Source organism: Bradyrhizobium ottawaense (assembly GCF_900099825.1).
Taxonomy (GTDB): domain Bacteria; phylum Pseudomonadota; class Alphaproteobacteria; order Rhizobiales; family Xanthobacteraceae; genus Bradyrhizobium; species Bradyrhizobium ottawaense_A.
Window position 1 is genome coordinate 2,150,002 of sequence record NZ_LT629693.1, and the last position, 19,577, is coordinate 2,169,578.

A 19,577-nucleotide genomic window follows, 5' to 3' on the forward strand; every position below is an offset into this window, starting at 1 on the left:
GAATCGCAATTCCGCGGGCACACCCGCTGGCTTAGGGGGATGGTTCGAAGGGTTTTGCGCGCACCCGATCGGGCTAGCGCGGCCGATCCGTTCGCTACGCCTTGAGAATCGCGCCTGCGGTCGCCTCGTCGGTGATCAGCCCGTTCAGCAACCGCCCCTTGAGCGCCGCCCTGATGGCCGAAACCTTGGCACGACCGACCGCCGCCCCAATGGTGAGGGCCTCGGCAGGTACCCGCGGTGGAATACTGGTGAGGCGAAGGTTGGTCCCGCCTTTGATGAGGTGCCCTGCCTCGTCGAATGCCCAGCCGGTCAGTTCGCCAACGGCGCCCAGCCGCATCATCTCGAGCAGCTCTTCGCGCGAGACAAAACCGTCAACATGGACTTGCGCCTGCCGATCCATCTGCCCGACCCCGACAAGCCGCAGGTCGGCCTTGGCGGCGACCGCTCTCACTTTGGCGATCGGATCTATCTTGAGCATCTGGTCGCGCTCGCGCTCGGACGACATCAGAAACGGCAACGGCATCGGATAGTGGCGCGCCCTGGTCCGATCGGCGAGACGACCGACGGTATCGAAGAAGCTGGCCGAGCCGTCGGCCGAAATGTTTCCGACCAGCGACACGATCTGGTGGTTCGGACAATCGATCGGGGACACGCGCTCGACGGCAGCCCGCACCGCTCTCCCGGTGCCAAGCGCCACGATCGTCGGCTTCTCGGTCCGCAACGTCGATTCCAGGATGTTGGCGGCCCGCTCGGCAATTCCAGCGGCCGACAGCGGCGCGGCGGGATCGGTCGGGACGACCTCGCAATAGGCCAGATGAAACAGGTCTTTCAGACGCGCCGCCAACTCCATGCATGCCGCGATCGGATGCTCGAGGCGAAAGGTGATCAAGCGCTCGGCAAGGCACAGCGAAACGAGGCGCTGCGCCGAGGCGCGCGAAACCTGCAGCATCTTGGCAATTTCATCCTGGGTGTGACCGGCAATGAAATAGAGCCAGCCGGCCCGCGCGGCTTCGTCCAGGCGTGACTTCTCGTTATCGGATGTTGCCATCATTCCCCTTGCCGATCCGTCCGCCAGAAATCCGCCATGCGTTCGAACACGCGATCGGCTCCCGCTTCGCGCAGAATGGCCTTGCCGTCACGCGATTGATAGTGGCTGCCGCCGACGAACCCCCAAACGGTCATGCCGGCCGCCTTGCCCGCCTTTACGCCGCTAACGCTGTCCTCGATCACGAGGGTGCGATGCGGATCTACCTGCATCCTCTCGGCCGCGTAAAGGAAGAGATCGGGCGCGGGCTTGCCGCGCTTCACCATCTGCGAGGTATAGAGCCGCGTGCCGAAATGCGGCGCCAGACCAGTCAGGGAAAGCGAGAAGGACACCCGATCAAGATCGCTGGACGAGGCGATACAGTGCGGGATTCGCAAATCCTCCAGTACCGAACTCACGCCTGCAATCGGGCAAAGCGACGAAAGAAATGCCGCGCGAACCCCTGCCCTCAGTTCGGCCGCGAACCGCTCCGGGATCGAGTGTCCCAACGCCTCATAATGTTCGAAAACCGCTGTCACGCTTCGTCCAAGAAACAGATCGAGGGCCTGATCCACGCCAAGCTGGACGCCGTACCCCGCCAAGACTTCCGAAAGGCAGCGACAGCTCAGTACCTCGCTGTCGATTAGCACGCCATCGCAGTCGAAAATGATGAGATCGGGATCGGTCATCATAAGTCTTTCCCGGCTTCTTTCGGAGCATATACTCATAGTATGAGCAATAACTCAATTTGTGCAGCTAAATTGTGCCGGCCGAGGGATCGGGAAGGTCCCGGCGGAGCACACTTGAGCACCCCTCGCATCAATTGCGACGACACCACCCAGGCCCAGCCCCCTGCCGTGCTTTTAATGCGATGGCGCAATCGCTGGACGATCACAGGCCACCTCTTCTCCGCTCCTTGCGGGACCTCTCCGCGACGATCACCCACAGATGACAGGCCTATCCATGGGCATGACGGACGATTTCGATATCGCGGTTGAGGAAGGTGCGACCGTGGTGAGCGTCGGACGGGCGATCTTCGGTCCAAGACCAGTCGGCACACCCGGCCTGCTGGACGCCAACGATACAAAGAGCACAGGCCCGTTATCGTGACTGTTTCTTCAGTCGATTTGCGGGCGCGGCTATTGCTATTGCGACAAAGAGTTGAAGCTCGTGATGGGACCTGCGGTCAACGGATTCGTCATCGAGCTCAAAACGAGGCGCTACCATTGGGCGCGAGGGATCGCAGAAGATCGACGGAATACGGGCAAAATCGCAGAAATTTGGTAGCGAGAGACCGCTACCGCTTTTCCCCACACGACGCAAATCTGCGATATTTCCTCCGATCGTCCGCCTAAAGCCGCGGAAGCTTGTCGAATGGTAGGTTCAAATCGGGAACTCGCAACCACCGATACCGACATTCGCTGATTCTGGCCGTTTGAGATGGCGGGCCTGGTGTATTGAACGCCTGCGCCAAGGGTTTTGGGCAAGCGGATTTCGAACCTGCGCCCGACGAACACCCTTATCTACCGCCGGCTCAAGGTGATGCTTCGCTTTTCCAGATCCCGGATCTTGTCCTCAGAGACCTGTAGCTCCTTCAGGATATCCCCATTGTGTTCGCCCTGGTAAGCTGGCGAGCCGGGACAGGGCAGCTCCGACCGGCTGAATATCCAGGGGTTGCCCGGCATCCGCACCGAGCCCCCGCCCCGATCGTCGACTTCGACGATCGCGTTCCACTCCCTGACCCAATCGGACTTGGCGAATTCACCGAGGGTTCGAATGCGGCCAACCGCGAGCCCTGCTTCGCTGACTTGAGCCTGCAACTGCTCAAACGTGTTGAACGTCGCCAGCCATGCGCGGACTTCGGCCAGCAGTGAGGCCAGATTTTCCCGGCGCAGCCGGGCCGTCGCATAGCGTGGATCGGAAAGCAGGTCACTCCGCCGCATCATCGCGCAGTAGCGCGTGAACATCGGCGAATAGATCGGGCTTGAGGCGATCGTCAGCCGGGTGCCGTCCGCCATCTCGAAAATATGGGATTCGTTGGCCGACAGCGCGATCGGCTCGCCGTCGGTGTCGATTTCGGACAGCATTGCGCCAGCGCGCTCGTTCACCGACAGCATCGTGGCAGCCATCGAGACGTCGACGTGCTGGCCCTCGCCGGTGCGATTGCGGTGGTGCAGGGCTGCGAGCACGGCAATGATGCCCTGCAATCCGGTGTAGACGTCCGCATGGCTGCTGGAGTCACCGCGCGGCTCCGATAACGCCTCGCCGAAATGATCCTGCACGATGGCGGTCAGTCCGGTTTCGGCCTGCACGGTCGGCGCAAAGGCCGGACGATTCCGCCAGGAGGTCGATTGTCCAAATCCACTCAGGGAAACATAGATGATCCCCGGATTAAACGCCTTGACGTCTTCATAGCCAAAGCCGAAGCGCGCCAGCGTTCCCGGCCTAAAATTTTCGACGATGATATCGGCTGAGCTGCAAAGCTGCCGGACGATCTCGCGCGCTTCCGCAAAGTTCAGATTGAGACTGAGATTCCTCTTTCCGGCGTTCTGCTGCACGTAATAAAGGCCCATGCCGTTGACGTAAGGCAAGCCGAAACGCCCGAGATCGCCGGCCGGCGGCTCGATCTTGGTCACCTGGGCGCCAAGATCGCGCAACGCCTTCGTACAATGGGGGCCTGCCAGAACGCGGGTGAAATCGACCACGCGAAGTCCTTCAAGGGGAGCGCCGGACATGATCAATCTCCCTGGAAGATCGCGGTCGCGGGACCGGACGTAAAGAAGGCGTCAGCCCCGCGCTGCCGGTCCTTTGCTTGCCAGATCATGTCGTTGATCTCGACTTGCCGCGCATCCGCGTTCGCGATGCCGCCACGGGCCTCGAGATTGGCCTGCAGCTTGATGCCCTTGATAACCTGCGTGGGGCCCGCGGCGAGTTGCCGTGCCCAGGTCATCGACACCGAGCCGAGTTCGGATTCCGGCACCACCTGATTGATGATGCCCCAGCGTTCGAACGCCTCGGGCGTATGACGGCGCCCGAGCATCGCGATTTCCTTGGCCCGCGCGACGCCTGCCCGCTGCGCGAGGCGCTGTGTGCCGCCGAGCAGCGGCAGAAGGCCGACCGCCACCTCAACCTGCCCCAGGAACGCGGTGTCGGCAGCGACGATCATATCGCAGGTGAGCGCGATCTCGAGACCGCCGCCCAGTGCCCCGCCGTTGATGGCGGCCAACGTCGGCACCGGCACGTCCTCGAGGCTCTTCAGCATCGCTTCGAACTGCTGCTGGCTGGTGTGAATTTTTGTGCCAGTCCCCCATGACGCCATCTCGGCGCCAGCGCAAAAGTGTCGCATTCCGCTCCGCAGCAGGATCGCGCGGCAACCACCCGCGACCACCGCCTGATAGGCGTCGATGAGCTCGTTGATCAACTGGTCATCCAGCAGATTGTGCGGGGGCTTTGCGAGCGTGACGACGCCGACCTTGCCGTCGATTTCATGCGTAACGGTTGTCATCCTATCACTCCCTTCGTCGATAGCCGCCGGTCCGCCTCTATCGGCTTCCTTCCGGGCCACAAACGCTTTGCCGTCGCCTTATCGGCTTTCAGTCAATTCGACATTTGGAATGTCTATCGTCATATGACGCGTGACAACGTCAGGCCATGCCAATTATAATGTCAAAAGCTGCCAAACCGGCGAAAACAGCCGATCGGGGCACGTCAATTTGTGCCATGCAGCAGGGAGGAGCCATGAAGCCGATCAAGCTGGTCACGCCCATCTCAGGCGACCCCGACGCGCCGACGCAGAACCTCGTCGGCCTCGGCGCGCTCGCTGCCGAGCTTGCGGCGGAAGGAATTTCAGTCCGCGACCTCTTCGCGCGGACCGGTGTCGATGCGGCGCAGCTCGAAGACGCCCGCGCACGCATCTCGCATCGGCAGCGGCTCGCGATCTATCGCAACGCCAAGCGGCTCGCCAAGCGATCAGATATCGCGCTCTTGGCCGGCGCTCGGCAACGCATCAGCGACTACGGTATTTATGGGTACGCGCTGATTTCCAGCCGGACGTTCGGCGATTCGCTTTTATTCTCGCTCGATCATGTCACCATGGCGGGCCCCGCGGTCCGCCAGATCAGTTTTAGAATTGAGGGAAAGACTGCCATCCTGCGCAGCCATGGCCTCGACACCCTTGGCGACCTCCTGCCGTTCGCGGCTGAATTCTGGCGCAGCTCGATGACCGCGCTGTTCAGCCGTGTGCTGGAATCACCTTTCCCGAGCAAGCGGATGGTGTTTCCCTTCCCGGCACCGCCGCATTGGCGCAATTACGAGCGGATGTTCAACTGCCCCATCGACTTCGGCGCCGATCGCATGGAGTGGCACTTCGATGCCAAGGTGCTCGACATGCCCTGCCCGAACGCCAATCCGATCACAGCAGAAATTTGCCAACAGGTCTGCGATGTGGTGTTGACGGAAGGTCCCGGCGAATCCGAGCTGGTCCGCAGGGTTCGTGCCGCATGTCTCAACAGCCCGAACCGGTTTCCGGCTGCGGTCAGAATCGCATCTGAACTCGGCCTTTCCTTGCGCACCTTCCACAGACGATTGGCGCAGGAGGGACTTTCCTATCAAACCATCGTCGACGGCATGCGCCGATCGCTGGCGACCGAACTTCTTGAGAATACTCATATGGGGATAGATATGATCGCCGAACGCATCGGTTTCGCCGACGCGACCAGCTTTCGAAAGGCATTCAAGAAATGGACGAGCCGCTCACCTTCCGATTTCCGTCACCCGGAGCGCAGCGGCTAGAGCAACATCGTTGCCCACAGCAGCAGCCGCGTCACCAGCAAAGCTGACAGTGCGACCAAAAGCGTCACAATCTGTCCATCGCGAATCTCATCCGGATCGAGCTCTGGAAGCGCGAGATGCGCGTAGATAAGCGAACCTTGGCAGCTCATCGGCAGCTCCTCAACAACGATTGAACCATCTTCACCTGTTTAGATCTCGGCAGCCGCGATCCTGCCGACGCATGATCCAAAGCCAATGGGGACAAAACCCCGCCGGCTGCATCGGCCGCGGAATGTCACTTCGTCGTCATCCCGCAGAAAGCTGCGCTGCTCCCGGTTCGGAAGGACGACCGGCCTCTCCCCGGCGGTAGTCAACTCCAGCATGCTGCTGAATTCGGCGCGCGTGGGTCCGGAAATGGTGCCGGTGCCGATCAGATCGCCCGGCTGCAGGTTGCAGCCGTTGATGGTGTGATGGGCGACCATCTGCGCGGGTGTCCAATAGAGATATTTTGCGTTCGACGTCAGAATTTCGACGGCGGGTTCGTGCGCGCTGCGCATCTGCGCGGTCGACAAATCGACCTGAAGATGGACATCGATCCCCCCTTCTGCCTGGTCCGCTTCATCGAACAGATAGGGAAGCGGGCGCGGATCACCCCCAGGCCGTTGCAAGACCGGAACGCGGAAAGGCGCCAGCGCATCCGCGGCAACCACCCAGGGCGAGACCGATGTCGCAAAACTTTTGCTCAGAAAAGGACCGAGCGGAAACATTTCCCAGCGCTGGAAGTCGCGCGCCGACCAATCGTTCAACAGCGAGAAGCCGACGATTTCCTGCGACGCTTGCGCGATGGGGATCGGCTTGCCAAGCCGGTTGCCGCCGCCGAGGTAAAAACCCATTTCAAGTTCGAAATCGAGACGTTCACACGGTCCGAAACTCGGGTCTTCCCCGGCCGCGGCCGGCGGACGCTGGCCGAGCGGCCGTCGCACCGGACCCCGTCCGACCTGCACCGACGATGCCCGCCCGTGATAGGCAATGGGTACCCATTTATAATTTTGCGGCAGCGGATTTTCTGGCGTCAGCAGCGCGCCGGCCGCGCGCGCATGATAAATGCCGGCATAAAAGTCCGTGTAATTCGCCACCCCGGTGGGAAGATGAAACGTGCACTCGTCGATGGGGAGGAGGAGTCCTGACGCGTGCCGCCGGACCTGATTGCCGCTGCTTCCCTGATCGAGCATGTCGGCGGCCGTCCGGCGCAGATCGCGTAACGCGACTTGCCCGAGAGAAAACAGACGATTGAGAGATGCTTCCCGCAGGGCTTCCGTGACGGGTCGCGTGAAACTCGCGTCTGCGCCGCTTGCCCTTTTCAGATCGAACACCAGATCGCCGATCGCCATGCCGATGCGTGGGTTCGGATCGGCTTTGGTGCTGAATACGCCGAGCGGCAGGTTCTGGATCGGAAAATCCGTATCCGGATCGTTGGCGGTTTCAACAAAGCTGCGGCGCGCCGCATTGTGAGTTTCGTTAAGCATATGGGTCATGGTCTTACGTGCCGGCTTTCTTCAGGAAGGTGAGAAGCCGGTCATCGAGCGATTGCGCCACTGCATCGATGTCAGCGCTTTTGAACTGCCCGAACATCGAGGTCGGCCGGTCATATTCCATGGTTGTGCCGCCCTTTTCGTTGGCATAAACCACCACCCGCAGCGGCGCATAGAGGCCCGCAGCCGGATTGACCTTGGTCATCTCGGACGCCGACAAAATGTTGCCGATGTAATAGGCGATCAGCGGACGCCGCTCGCCCCTGAGTGCGAGGAGATCGCCATGCAGCGCCACGTAGTGGATCGCCAGGCCATCCGATCCCGCAATGCGCTCCGCGGCTGCACGTAGCCCTTCGATGTCATTCTTTGTCAGCATGGCGCGCATCGCTTCATCGAAGCGGCCGAGCTTCTCAATCCGCGCCTTGACCTCCGGATACGGCTTCATGGTTTTGATGACGATATGTTCGACGGCGAGCGGCGCGGAAGTTACCTCGATGCCTTCATTTGCCGAAACGCCCGAAGAGCCATTGGTTGAAGCAAGCGCCATGAGAATTCCTCCAAGCACCAAATACCGAAGCCATTGAATCTGTCTTGTCATCGTCTTCCTTTCGTTACTCATGGCGTCGCCTCCGCCAATGTCCTGCCCTCCGCCGCGAGCGTTATTCCGATCTCGGACTGGACGAACTGCGCGTCGAACGCCTGGCGTTCGCGGGCGGCGCGCGCGCTGCGATCCGTGACCGAGAACAGCCAGATGAAAAGGAACGCGAGCGGCATCGAGAACAGCGCGGGATTTTCATAGGGGAATAGCGCTGACTTGAAACCGAAGACCGCGACCCACACCGTCTTGCTGATTACGACAAGGATGACAGAGCAAAACAGCCCGGCCAGCGCACCGGTCACGGCGCCGCGCGTGGTGGTGCCGCGCCAGAAAATGGCCATTGCGAGCACCGGAAAGTTACAACTGGCAGCCACCGACAGCGCCAGCCCCGCCATGAACGCCACGTTCTGGTTTTCGAAGGAATAGGCCAGCAGTACCGCGACGATACCGATGCAGACGGCAGCTACCTTCGAGACCCAGACCTCGCGTGCGTCCGATCCCCGCCCCTTGGCGATCACCTGGCCGTAGATGTCGTGGCCGATCGCGGAGCAACCGGCGAGCGTCAACCCGGCGACGACCGCCAGGATTGTCGCAAAGGCGACAGCCGAAATGAAGCCGAGCAGGACCGGCCCGCCGACCGCATGCGCAAGATGGATCGACGCCATGTTCGGCCCGCCAATCAGATCGGTGATTTTGTTGAACTGCCCCGAAGCATCGACATGGAAATAGCTTGGGTCGGACATCAAGATCGGCACGGCGCCGAATCCCAGTATCGGAATGATCAGACAGAAGTAGGCAACGCAGCTCGTCGCATAGAAAACCGATTTGCGCGCAGCCGCGGCATCCTTCACGGTAAAGAAGCGCATCAGGATGTGCGGAAGGCCCGCCGTTCCGAACACCAGTGCAAGGCCGAGCGAGATGGCCGAGATCGGCTCAGCGAAGAGTCCTCCGGGCGAGAGGATCGCCGCACCCTTTGGGTGAATGCGGCTGGCCGCAGAAAACAGCTCCGCGAAGCGGAAATCGAAGCGCCAGAGCACAACGAAGGCCAATAGTGTTCCACCGCACAACAGCAACGCCGCCTTGGTGATCTGCACCCACGTCGTCGCCTGCATGCCGCCGACCGTGACGTAAAGAATCATCAGGACGCCAACGCTGGTCACAGCGATCAGATAGTTGACCCCGAACAAGAGCTCGATGACCTTGCCTGCGCCAATCATCTGCGCGACCAGATAGAACAGCACGACGACGAGGCTTCCGATCGCGGCGACCAGCCTGATCGGCGTCCGGTCGAGCCGGAAGGCCGCGGCATCGGCGAATGTGTAACTGCCCAAATTGCGCAGGCGCTCCGACATCAGGAATAGAACGATCGGCCAGCCAGTGAGAAAGCCGAGCGCATAGAGAAACCCGTCAAAGCCGTTGGCATAGACCAGCGCCGAAATCCCGAGAAACGCAGCTGCCGAAAGAAAATCTCCGGCGATCGCGAGGCCGTTCTGCAGCGGCGTGATCGCGTGTCCAGCGGTATAGAAATCCGCTCTCGATTTCGTGCTGCCTGCCGAGCGATAGGTAATGATGAGAGTGGCGACGACAATCGCCATGAACATGCCGATGGCGATCCAATCCGAACCGCGACCGGACGTCGCAGAAGCCGCCTCCGCGGACGCCACCATTGGAAACGCCACGAACTGTGCAACCAATAAAAGTCTCATTGGCCGAACTCCCGGTTGAGGACGCGCGCAAGCTCATCGAAGCGTGAATTGGACCGGTATACGTAAAATCCCGTCAGGAGGACGACCGCAACGATCATGGACACCGCCAAAAGAAGCCCGAGCGGGATGGCGCTCCCGGCAACGGCCGCACCAAGCGCACTCTTCGCGGTCGAGATCAGCGCGATGAAGCCGAAGAACATGATCAGCGTCACGATCGAAAGGCTCCAGCGGAGTTTGGCCCGCGCCGAAGCGAGATTCCGGAACCTCGGATCTGTGATGATTTCGTGTGCGCGGTTCGGCGTGAGCTGCAGCATGTGGTCCTCCTGCGGGTACCGGGTCTTGCCCCTACCTCGCTCCTCTACGTCAGCCCTGCCGCGGTAGATGATGCCAATGCAGAACTTGAGGGAGGCTTTGCCGGCCCCTCAGACGCTCGTTTCACCAAGGTCGAACATCAGATGTTCAGGCACGGCTCACAAGGTTCTTTGGTGCCAAAGTACAGGTCATTTCATGCCACAGGGCGCGCCGATTCGTTGAAAACTGAAACGACGGACGAGGCCGATGTTGTGCATCGGTTTGCTTAAGGAAACCTGATTGCCTAAAGGTGTGTAATTTACACCGGCTAGACTCGCGCAATATTCCGCATTTCAGCATGCACACCATCCGCACGGTCATGGGAGACTTCCTCCTCAACCACACCGAACTTCCCGCCGGCACCGCCTCGCTTATGATCAACCACGCCTTCCCGGGCGACAGGCTGGACGACCTCCAGAGGCTCGCGCCCACCACCAAACAGTACTACGTCCTTGCGCAGCGGATTCCGCAGAAGACACAAGCGATGGCGGCCTGGTCCGAAGCGTTGCTGGATGCGTTTAAGGCGGTGCGGAATCTATCCGGCCTGATCTTCCATTCGCCTTTTTCGACGGACCCAACCTTCAGCCGCAGGCGGGCTCTATCGGAAGGGCTTTCCTAGGCCTTTCCGCAATCCGTGAGGCCGCGTCAGTTGCGTGGGAAGAGGTTCTCATGCGGTCGGAGACGAGACCTGTAACAGTGAAACCAACCCATACCTGGGTTCGTCGACGATCGCGCTCGACGTGGCTCAACTGCTTGCATTTGTCCTCGATCCAGCAAAGCCGCGGAGTATCCACGCGAGAGCTCCGTCCGATCGCAAGTCGCGACGGCGTAACGGTCGTTTACGCTTTTCCAAGCACACAGTACAAATTTTGAAATTATAGTATACCTTGAAGCAATGCATATCGATTGGCGATTTGCATGGGATCACGGAGGGCAACATGGCCAAGAAAGCGAAGAAGGCAGCCAAGAAGAAAAAGAAGTAGTCGTTCGAACCTCACAGTGCTCGGGTAGGTCCGTTGCGCCCTTCGAAGCACAGATGGGTGGCAGCCTTCGACGGAGAATATCCGCACAACAAACAGTCAGGCCGGACCCTTATGCAGACGGCTGCTGCATAAGGGTCCGGCTTTTCGCGGGGACTTGATCAAGAATCGACGACGGACAGCCTACGGCGTAGGCCCCAGCGAGGATTCACGCTTGCTGGAAGCTGCCTTTTGCGATCGACAGCACCTCGCTCGACACACCGAGCTCGATGAACGAGCGAGATCGCCACGCTGTTTTATGAAGAGATCAAGAAGGACCCGAACCAAACGATCTCGGAATATTCAAGAAGGCGCGGGCAAAGGGTTACACCCCCGCCTCAGGTTGGGACACCTATGTGGCCTTTGCTTCTACGGCGATCCGAGCGCTAGGCCTCGCGCTCGGAGCACGGCTGCGACATCCACCTGAATTTGGCGACCGACTTTGGCCGACGTTCAGGCACCTGCTCGTGGTCTCGACCGGAGCTCGTGTAAAAGGTCGCCGGGCTCAAACGACCCGAATAACTTCAATAATTTCAACTGCATTAAAATGGCGTCCGCTCCTCTGTCCTAGAAGGTGGCAAAAATGGCGTTTCCCGCTACCGGGAGGAGCGATCTACTTGGTTGTCAATCGAGGGAGAGCACCCGTGTCACGCAGCGTTCGATTTCACGAGTTCGGCGGTCCGGAGGTCCTCAAGATCGAAGATGTGGTCGTGCCCGATCCCAGCCCAAAGGAAGTCCGCTTGCGGATAAAAGCTATCGGCCTGAATCGGAGCGAGGTTCTGACCCGGTCCGGCAGAGCCGCAACCAAGGCAACTCTACCCGCGCAACTTGGCTTAGAGGCGGCGGGCGCAATCGAAGCATTGGGATCGGATGTGGACGGTCTTGCGGTCGGCGACAGGGTGGCAGTCATCCCAGGTGAGATCGCTCGTGGCTACTATGGTGAGGTTGCCCTGGCTCCGGCCAGGACGCTTGTCAAAATACCGCACAATCAGAGTTGGCAGGACGCGGCGGCGACTTGGATGGCGTTCGCTACTGCCTGGACCGGGCTGATCGACATCGCCCGCCTCTCAGCGGGTCGGACGGTATTGATAACGGCGGCATCGAGCAGCACCGGTCTTGCCGCGATCCAAATCGCACGCAAGGTGGGCGCGACCCCGGTTGCCCTGACCCGGACCTCCGCGAAGGCGGCGGCACTATTCGAGGCGGGAGCCGCCCAAATAATTGCCACCGAGGAGCAGGACCTCGTTGCGGAAGTGGCCCGCTTGACCGTTGGCAAGGGCGCAAATGTGGTGTTCGACGCAGTGGGTGGGCCAACCTTCGAGAAACTTACCGAGGCGACGGCGATCGGGGGTTTGCTGATCGTGTACGGTCGACTCAGTCCCGAGGCTACCCCGCTGCCGCTCGCACAGGTCTTGTGGAAGGATTTGACGGTCCGAGGATTCGGTCTCCCGACCACGGTCGCCCGCGACGAAAAGCTTGCGGCGCCCAAAAAGTTCATCGGCGAAGGGTTCGCGTCTGGCGAGTTGCGGCCGATCATCGCAAAACCTTTTCCGCTCGATGAGATCGTTGCCGCCCATCGCTATATCGAAGCCGGAGCCCAGTTCGGAAAAGTGGTCGTTACCGTTTGACAAATGATGTCCGCCAGGTCCGGGCTCACCAATCGAGGTTCGCGAACCTACCCCTATCAAGGAATGAAGATGAGCGCCTACGTGATCGTCGAAGCAAGCGTCCGCGACAAGGCGGCGCGCGACCGCTACAGTTCTCTGGCCGTACCGACCTTGCACAAATTCAATGGCGAAGTCCTCACCGTCGGGCCTTGGCAAGTGCTTTCCGGCGAACCGGCATTCGAGAATGGCATGGTCATTCGTTTTCCGGACAAAGCGATGGCGCTCGATTGGTATCGTTCTCCCGATTATCAAGCTCTCCTCGAGCTTCGCGACGCGGCGCTCGACTGTCGTTTTAGAGTCGTCGGCTAATGACTGGCGTCGAAGCACCGGGAACTTGTGGCCATCACGACGGCGGCGAATTCTCGCCGGTGAAGGTTCGAACGGTGGCAACCTGGCCCGCCTCCACGTTCGTGGAGAATCTCGCGATCGATTCGACGGGAGCGGTTTTCGTCAGTCTTTATTCCCACAACCGCATAGACCGCTACGATCCGGCGACGGAACGGATCGCCCCGTTCGCTGACCTGCCCGCCCCGCCGATGGGCCTCGCCTTCGGCATGGATGGCTTACTGTGGGTGACGGGCGGGCCCTTTCCGAAAGGCCCGGGTTACATCTTGAGGATCGCGCCGGACGGCACGGTTGAACATTGGGTCGATCTCCCCGACGCGATCTTTATGAATGGCTGTACCTTTCACCCTGACGGTCGAACGCTGTTGGCCTGCGAAAGCGTGACGGGACGAATTTTGGCCATTGACACGCGCGCCCCCGGCCGTTGGTCGGCTTGGCTCGTTGATGAACGTCTCAAACCAGAGGAGCCGAATTTCCCCGGCGCGAACGGCATCAAGTTTCGAGATGGCTCGGCCTGGATCAGCGTATCCGGCCGCTGGCTAATGCTGCGAACGACGTTGCAGCCCGACGGGCGGCCCGGGCCTGTCGAGTCGGCGTTCACCAGCGTGCTAGGCGACGACTTTGCCTTCTGTGCTTCTGGCTCGCTCTACATAGCCACGCATCTCGCGCAGACGGTGGTTCGCATCGACGCGGCTGGAAATCGCGCGACGGTGGCGGGGCCGATGGAGGGTGCGGTCGGAACAACTGCCTGCGCTTTCGGACGCGCGCCCGACGACAAGCATGCGCTTTACGTCACGACCGACGGCGGCTTCATTGTCCCTTTCGAAGGCAGCATCCAGGACGCGAAACTTCTGCGTCTCGACGTCGGCGAGGGGGGGGGGTGGGCGCAACGATAAGTTCGACAACGAGACGGGTACGCTTGAACACCAGCCGCGAGAGGAAACGATGCTTCCCCAACTTCCGAATTTTCTGCTCGAAAGCGAGATTGCGGTCGTAACCGGCGGCGGCAGCGGCATCGGTCGAGCGGTCGCTCTTGCCTTCGCTGCAGCCGGCGCACAGGTAGTGGTTCTCGACGCCCATGAGGCAGCCGCATCTCAAGTCGCAGAAGAACTCGGGGTCTACGGGGAAGCGGTCGTCGCAGACGTGAGGGAGGCGGAGGCGATCGAACGGGCTTTCGCTGACGTAGCGCTTCGATACGGTCATATCGACGTCCTGTTCAACAATGCCGGCATAAACCGTCGTCATCCGTCCCTCGAATTGCCCCTGGACGACTGGAATGCCGTGGTAGCCGTCAACATGACGGGCATGTTCATCTGTGCCCGGACGGCGGTTCGGCACATGGTGCCCGGGGGTCGGATCGTCAACACGGCCTCGATGCTGGGATTGTCAGGTGGTTGGTACCCTAACATCGCTTACCAAGCTACCAAGGGCGCCGTGGTGAACATGACCCGATCATGGGCGATCGAGTGGGCCCCTCTCCAGATCCGCGTCAATGCCGTGGCTCCCGGTCTTGTGCGGACGCCGTTCATCGCCGCGCTCACCGATCAACGGGATCTCGTCGCCAAGTTCGAGAAACTGACGCCCCTCGGCCGGCTCGCGGAAGTGGACGACATTACGGGGCCGGTTCTCTTCCTGGCGAGCCCGGCCTCCGCAATGGTCACGGGCCACATTCTAGTGGTCGACGGAGGGATGCTTGCTCAATAACCCGCGAAGTATCGGGACAATGATCTGGATCTCGTATTTCGCCTTGGTCCAGGCATTGGATGGTGATTTCCGTTAGCAACTCGCGAGTGAAAGACATGTACAAAGGGTTCGATCTGTCCGACAAAGTTGCCGCCCTCACCGGCTCGACCGCGGGAATGGGCTTCGCAATTGCGCGAGGTCTCGCTCAGTGTGGCGCCAAAATCGTGGTGTCAAGCAACGCGCAGGAAGACACTGATCAAGCCGCGCATGCGCTGTCTAAGGAGGGCTTCGACGTCGCGGGCGTGCGGTGCGATATCACCGATAGACGGGATATCGGGCAGTTCGGCGCGGAAGCGAAACGAGCGTTCGGCAAGGTGGACATCCTGTTCTGCGTTGCGGTCGGCCCCGTGCCCGTCGGGCCTGTACAGGAAATCGATCAGGATGCGCTGGATAGGCTGCTGATCTCTACGGTCAGCAACAATCTCGCACTTGCCCGACAGTTCCTGCCGGAGATGGCGCAACGCCGCGACGGGAGCATCGTAATGATGTCGAGCATCGCATCGCGACATCCGAGCCCGATCTTGGGTGGATACGGCGCCGCGAAGGCCGCCTTGAACGGGATCGTTCGCAGCATCGCAGTCGAGTGGGGGGCCTCGAACGTCAGGGCGAACGCGATCGCGCCATCGTTCGTTCGAACCGCCTTCTCCAAGGATTTTTGGGGCGATCCGGAGCGGGAGAAAGCACTAATCGCTAGAACGCCGGCGGGTCGCATCGCCGAGGCCGAGGAAGTCGTGGGCGCCGCGATCCTGCTTGCTTCTCCCGCGGGCGCATACATCTCGGGCCAGGTCTTGCTCATTGACGGAGCCCGCTCCGTCACCTGAAGACCGAACGACGGCCTGTGTCTCCGCTACCTGCAAAACCACCTTGCCGAGATGACCGCCAGACTCGAGATAGGCGTGAGCGGCCGCAGATTCTGGGCAACCGAGCATGGTTGACGTGACCGATACCAGACGGCGTTCGTATTGGCATAGGCGGGTTCGGTGGGCTGGCGTCCCCGAGGATCTGATCAATGCGCTGATCGAGCACAGGCCACGCCGGTTGACCTTGGTCAGCAACAATGCCGGTCAGGGCGAGACGGGCATCGCTGGTTTGCTCAAGACAGGTCGATCAACAACGTTCCAAGCCACACGGAAGGCTTCCGCGCCAAGTTCTAGGGCGTAATCTCGGGCCTGTCGACGTCCCGACCCTTCGCCACTCGGGATTCTCCCTCCGGCGAGCGGTGATCATGGAAATAGTGCCGGGTTTCTTCGTGACCTGAGAGAAACCTTTTTGTTTCCAACGAAGACGCCGGACTTACCCTTGTTAAGGCGAAAATCGCACACAAATAGGCGATTAGGTCCCCCGAGGGCTTTCAAGCCGCTGGGAAAACTCCTGAAAATTACCTTGATCGACTCGAAGTTATCCATCAAATTGCAGTCCGGTTGCATTGCAACAACGAGAAACAGGCTCGTATCCGATGGCAATAAAGCAGGACGAAGACGTTGCCCGCGCTAAAATCGTGGAGACGATCGATCGCCTATTCTATCGGCAGGGTATCCGTGCCGTCGGCGTCGACACGATCGTGGCTGAACTCGGCATCAGCAAAAAGACCCTGTATCGGCTTTTCCGTTCGAAGAGCGAAATGATCGAGGTCTATCTCCGTGGCCGGTTTCATCCCTTTCCAGAGAATTTGGACAAACCGCCAGCCGAGCAAATCCTTTCCAATTTCGCATGGCTTGAAAGGTCGCTTTCTTCAAAGAAGGATTATAGGGGCTGCGCCTTTCTCAACGCCCTCGCCGAACTCGGGGAAGACGAGCGCGATTCGAGGGACCTTGCCGCTCATTACAAGGACAGCCGCCGCTTGTGGTTTCGAAATCTGCTGTCCAAACTCGATGTTGACGATCCGGACACGCTCGCAACCCAACTTTGCTTACTCGTCGACGGTGCATATTCGGCCATGCTGACCCGACGCAACCCTTCTGCAACGCGAGCCGCGATAGCTGCCGCGCGAGTCCTTCTGAAGAATGCGGGTGTGAATCTCGCTTACGCGCCCGCTCAAGATGGCGCAGGCGAACCGGCTGCCGAACTCGTCGCACCCAGAAGTTCAAAGCGTCGCCAAGTCACATAGTCTAGAAGCACGGTCAATCCGGCAACAGCGCGTTTGCATACCACTTGAGGAAGGATTCGGAACCGGGCTGTCGTCTCCGACTGCCGCTTAACAGGGGGTTTCTGCACCCGACCCGGCCGACATTTTCGTTCTGAAGTATCCTAGATCGGTACGGATGCCTGCGCAGCGAGGGTCAGAAACGCCAACCAACCCAGGACAATCGCGAGCGACAAGATTGCGAATAGGTAATAGCCACTATCGCGCAGCATGACTTCACAGTCCGGTCGACAGGCCGCAGGTCTCGCCGGTAATGATGCCACGCATGGAACCTCGATTGATTCCCATCAATCACACGTCATTTGTTCTGCCAGAGTGGCTTTCGCTTTTCAGCGAACGCCCGCGGCCCCTCGACATAGTCCTTGCTCTCTTCGTTTTTGTGTTGGGCGGGATAGACCTTGCGCATCGCAATCTCCAAACCTGGCTCCATCAGACCTTTGAAGAGGGATTGCTTCGAAGCTCTGACTGCCATCGGAGAGCACTCCAGGATCAAATTCGCCCAACGCTTGGCTCCTGCCAGCGCTTCACCCGCCGGAACCACCTCGTTAACGAAACCCAATTCCTTACCCTCGGCCGCCGAAACACGACGGCCCGTGAGGATCATCCCCAAAGCCAGCTTCTGCGGGATAACGCGCGGCAGACGGTGAACACCTCCCGCCCTGGCAATACGGCCAACCCGCGGTTCACTAAGAGCAAAGATGGCATTCTCGGCAGCGACGATGATGTCGCAAGCCAATGCGATCTCAAATCCGCCCCCCATCGCGATCCCATTCACTGCAGCAATCAGGGGTTTGTCGAGATCGAACCGATGCGTGATTCCTGCGAAGCCGGAGTGCCCATAATCCGTGCGCTTTCCGGAGGCCACCGCCTTTAGATCGTTACCCGCCGAAAATGCGCTGCCGGCGCCCGTGATAATGGCTATCCAAAGCTCATCATTGGCCGCGAATTCATCCCACATTGTTTCCAGCTCTTCATGCGCTTCGCTATGAAGAGCGTTCATAGCCTCGGGACGGTTGAGGGTCACGATCCGGATCCTGCCTTCATCCTGGACCCTGAAGAATTTGTAGTCAGTCGTCGTATTCGGCGATGTCATGGTTCACGCCTCCCCTGATTTTCGCCGTTGGAACAACGGCCGAAAAGCACACCGTCCGAATGGTCGCTGCAGTCGCCCGCAAATTGCCCATACGCTCCGCAACGCCAGCCTGCTTTGAAGTTCGCTTTTGGAAACAGTACTGTTTCCTTATTACTCTCGGGTTTGACCAACGTCAAGGCCGGCGGCGCTTTGCTTTTCGCTTGATCCGTATCACGCTGCGAGGTAATCGAAAACAATTCTGTTTCCTTATGGTCTTAACGTGGATAGAGGAGCTGTCATGAGCACGCGTCCCGAAACCGCAATCTTGCGGTCACTAGCGAATTTCCCGTGGGACGATCCACTGCTGCTCGACGAACAGTTGACCGAGGACGAGCGCATGATCCGCGATACCGCGCGCGCCTACGCGCAGGACAAGCTGCTGCCGCGCATCAGTGCCGCTTACCTCGAGGAGAAGACGGACCGTGAGATATTCAACGAGATGGGCGAGCTCGGCCTGATCGGTATCACGCTGCCGGAAGACTACGGCTGCGCCAGTGCGAGCTACGTCGCCTATGGCCTGGTGGCACGCGAGATCGAGCGCGTCGATTCCGGCTATCGCTCGATGAATTCGGTGCAGTCCTCGCTGGTGATGTATCCGATCTACGCCTATGGCGACGACGGCCAGCGCAAGAAATATCTGCCGAAGCTGGCGACCGGCGAATGGGTCGGCTGCTTCGGCCTGACCGAGCCCGACGCTGGCTCCGATCCCGGTGGTATGAAGACCCGCGCCGAGAAGGTGTCGGATGGCTACAAATTGACCGGCAGCAAGATGTGGATTTCGAACGCGCCGATCGCCGATGTGTTCGTGGTCTGGGCGAAGTCCGCCGCGCATGACAACCAGATCCGCGGCTTCATTCTGGAAAAGGGCTTGAAGGGCCTGTCGGCGCCGAAGATCGGCGGCAAGCTTTCGCTGCGTTCCTCGATCACCGGCGAGATCGTGATGGATGGGGTGGTGGTACCGGAGAGCGCGCTGTTACCCAACGTGTCCGGTTTGAAGGGGCCGTTCGGCTGCCTCAACCGCGCCCGCTACGGCATCTCCTGGGGCGTGATGGGCGCCGCCGAGGATTGCATGCATCGCGCGCGGCGATACACGCTGGACCGCAAGCAGTTCAACCGGCCACTGGCGGCGACGCAACTGGTGCAGAAGAAACTCGCCGACATGCAGACCGAAATCGCGCTCGGCCTGCAAGCTTCCCTACGCGTCGGTCGCCTGTTGGACGAGGGCAAGATGACCCCGGAAATGATCTCGATCGTCAAACGCAACAATTGCGGCAAGGCTCTCGACATCGCCCGCATGGCGCGCGACATGCACGGCGGCAACGGCATCCAGATCGAGTATCATGTAATGCGCCACACCGCGAACCTGGAGACCGTCAACACTTACGAAGGCACGCACGACGTTCACGCCCTGATTCTCGGACGATCCATCACAGGCATTCAAGCGTTCGCCTAATTGACATGCGACAAGGTCATCTCAGGAAGCCTGCCGGAGCCTTATTCGAGTCACACCGCTTGCGCTGCGCTCTCGCATTAAATAGTTCGGTGAC

21 protein-coding genes are annotated in these 19,577 nt (G+C 60.1%); 10 read left to right on the forward strand and 11 right to left on the reverse strand.

Going from position 1 to position 19,577, the window contains the following annotated elements; genetic code table 11:
- Positions 1–94: 94 nt before the first annotated feature.
- Both BLR13_RS10035 and BLR13_RS10040 read right to left on the reverse strand, forming a co-directional pair.
- The gene (locus BLR13_RS10035) at positions 95–1,048 is read right to left on the reverse strand and encodes a sugar-binding transcriptional regulator (protein ID WP_074824922.1); all 954 of its coding nucleotides are present in this window, start codon (positions 1,046–1,048) and stop codon (positions 95–97) included.
- Positions 1,048–1,716 carry an HAD family hydrolase gene (locus tag BLR13_RS10040; protein ID WP_074824919.1) on the reverse strand — a complete coding sequence of 223 codons (669 nt, stop codon included), beginning with the start codon at positions 1,714–1,716 and terminating at the stop codon, positions 1,048–1,050. Before BLR13_RS10040 ends, BLR13_RS10035 begins: the two co-directional genes overlap by 1 nt.
- Positions 1,717–1,972: 256 nt before the next feature.
- On the opposite strand from BLR13_RS10040, the gene BLR13_RS10045 reads away from it, so the two are divergent.
- The gene (locus tag BLR13_RS10045; protein ID WP_433994261.1) at positions 1,973–2,134 is read left to right on the forward strand and encodes a hypothetical protein; all 162 of its coding nucleotides are present in this window, start codon (positions 1,973–1,975) and stop codon (positions 2,132–2,134) included.
- A 413-nt stretch (positions 2,135–2,547) separates the two neighbouring features.
- Here the strand turns inward: BLR13_RS10045 and BLR13_RS10050 are convergent, their stop codons facing one another.
- Entirely contained in the window at positions 2,548–3,759 is a 1,212-nt protein-coding gene (locus BLR13_RS10050) for a CaiB/BaiF CoA transferase family protein (RefSeq protein ID WP_074824917.1), read from the reverse strand.
- A gap of 2 nt (positions 3,760–3,761) precedes the next feature.
- Positions 3,762–4,529 (reverse strand): enoyl-CoA hydratase/isomerase family protein, encoded by a 768-nt coding sequence (locus BLR13_RS10055; RefSeq protein WP_074824914.1) that lies wholly within the window; start codon positions 4,527–4,529, stop codon positions 3,762–3,764.
- A gap of 233 nt (positions 4,530–4,762) precedes the next feature.
- On the opposite strand from BLR13_RS10055, the gene BLR13_RS10060 reads away from it, so the two are divergent.
- Positions 4,763–5,815 carry an AraC family transcriptional regulator gene (locus tag BLR13_RS10060; protein ID WP_074831696.1) on the forward strand — a complete coding sequence of 351 codons (1,053 nt, stop codon included), beginning with the start codon at positions 4,763–4,765 and terminating at the stop codon, positions 5,813–5,815.
- Here the strand turns inward: BLR13_RS10060 and BLR13_RS40035 are convergent.
- From BLR13_RS40035 to BLR13_RS10080, 5 genes are all read right to left on the reverse strand, one after another.
- On the reverse strand, positions 5,812–5,964 hold the full coding sequence (locus tag BLR13_RS40035) for a hypothetical protein (protein ID WP_154070844.1): 153 nt from the start codon (positions 5,962–5,964) through the stop codon (positions 5,812–5,814). The two genes, BLR13_RS10060 and BLR13_RS40035, sit on opposite strands and share 4 nt — an antisense overlap.
- Positions 5,965–6,003: 39 nt before the next feature.
- Positions 6,004–7,329, reverse strand: coding sequence for a fumarylacetoacetase (gene fahA / locus BLR13_RS10065; RefSeq protein WP_074824911.1), 1,326 nt, complete (start codon positions 7,327–7,329; stop codon positions 6,004–6,006).
- A gap of 4 nt (positions 7,330–7,333) precedes the next feature.
- Entirely contained in the window at positions 7,334–7,873 is a 540-nt protein-coding gene (locus tag BLR13_RS10070) for a DUF302 domain-containing protein (protein WP_074824907.1), read from the reverse strand.
- A gap of 68 nt (positions 7,874–7,941) precedes the next feature.
- Positions 7,942–9,630: a cation/acetate symporter ActP gene (gene actP / locus BLR13_RS10075; RefSeq protein ID WP_074824905.1), complete on the reverse strand. Its 1,689-nt coding sequence runs from the start codon at positions 9,628–9,630 to the stop codon at positions 7,942–7,944.
- Entirely contained in the window at positions 9,627–9,944 is a 318-nt protein-coding gene (locus BLR13_RS10080; protein WP_074824902.1) for a DUF485 domain-containing protein, read from the reverse strand. Before BLR13_RS10080 ends, actP begins: the two co-directional genes overlap by 4 nt.
- Before the next feature lie 335 nt (positions 9,945–10,279).
- Between BLR13_RS10080 and BLR13_RS10085 the strand changes: the two genes are divergently transcribed.
- From BLR13_RS10085 to BLR13_RS10120, 7 genes are all read left to right on the forward strand, one after another.
- Positions 10,280–10,600, forward strand: a complete 321-nt coding sequence (locus BLR13_RS10085) for a hypothetical protein (protein WP_074824900.1) — start codon at positions 10,280–10,282, stop codon at positions 10,598–10,600.
- 1,044 nt (positions 10,601–11,644) lie between these two features.
- On the forward strand, positions 11,645–12,628 hold the full coding sequence (locus BLR13_RS10090) for a zinc-dependent alcohol dehydrogenase family protein (protein WP_074824897.1): 984 nt from the start codon (positions 11,645–11,647) through the stop codon (positions 12,626–12,628).
- Positions 12,629–12,697: 69 nt separating this feature from the next.
- On the forward strand, positions 12,698–12,976 hold the full coding sequence (locus BLR13_RS10095; RefSeq protein ID WP_074831694.1) for a DUF1330 domain-containing protein: 279 nt from the start codon (positions 12,698–12,700) through the stop codon (positions 12,974–12,976).
- Complete coding sequence (locus BLR13_RS10100; protein WP_083387619.1) at positions 12,976–13,908, forward strand: SMP-30/gluconolactonase/LRE family protein; 933 nt, start codon at positions 12,976–12,978, stop codon at positions 13,906–13,908. Before BLR13_RS10095 ends, BLR13_RS10100 begins: the two co-directional genes overlap by 1 nt.
- A gap of 49 nt (positions 13,909–13,957) precedes the next feature.
- Entirely contained in the window at positions 13,958–14,716 is a 759-nt protein-coding gene (locus tag BLR13_RS10105; protein ID WP_074824893.1) for an SDR family NAD(P)-dependent oxidoreductase, read from the forward strand.
- A gap of 95 nt (positions 14,717–14,811) precedes the next feature.
- Positions 14,812–15,576, forward strand: coding sequence for an SDR family NAD(P)-dependent oxidoreductase (locus BLR13_RS10110; protein WP_074831693.1), 765 nt, complete (start codon positions 14,812–14,814; stop codon positions 15,574–15,576).
- Positions 15,577–16,211: 635 nt separating this feature from the next.
- Positions 16,212–16,862: a TetR/AcrR family transcriptional regulator gene (locus BLR13_RS10120; RefSeq protein WP_074824890.1), complete on the forward strand. Its 651-nt coding sequence runs from the start codon at positions 16,212–16,214 to the stop codon at positions 16,860–16,862.
- Positions 16,863–17,196: 334 nt separating this feature from the next.
- Here BLR13_RS10120 and BLR13_RS10125 read toward each other — a convergent pair whose 3' ends face one another.
- Entirely contained in the window at positions 17,197–17,991 is a 795-nt protein-coding gene (locus BLR13_RS10125; RefSeq protein WP_074824887.1) for an enoyl-CoA hydratase-related protein, read from the reverse strand.
- Positions 17,988–18,227, reverse strand: a complete 240-nt coding sequence (locus tag BLR13_RS40040; protein WP_143039764.1) for a hypothetical protein — start codon at positions 18,225–18,227, stop codon at positions 17,988–17,990. The genes BLR13_RS10125 and BLR13_RS40040 overlap by 4 nt, the downstream gene beginning before the upstream one ends.
- A gap of 41 nt (positions 18,228–18,268) precedes the next feature.
- Between BLR13_RS40040 and BLR13_RS10130 the strand changes: the two genes are divergently transcribed.
- Complete coding sequence (locus BLR13_RS10130) at positions 18,269–19,483, forward strand: acyl-CoA dehydrogenase (RefSeq protein WP_074824886.1); 1,215 nt, start codon at positions 18,269–18,271, stop codon at positions 19,481–19,483.
- Positions 19,484–19,577 lie beyond the last annotated feature (94 nt).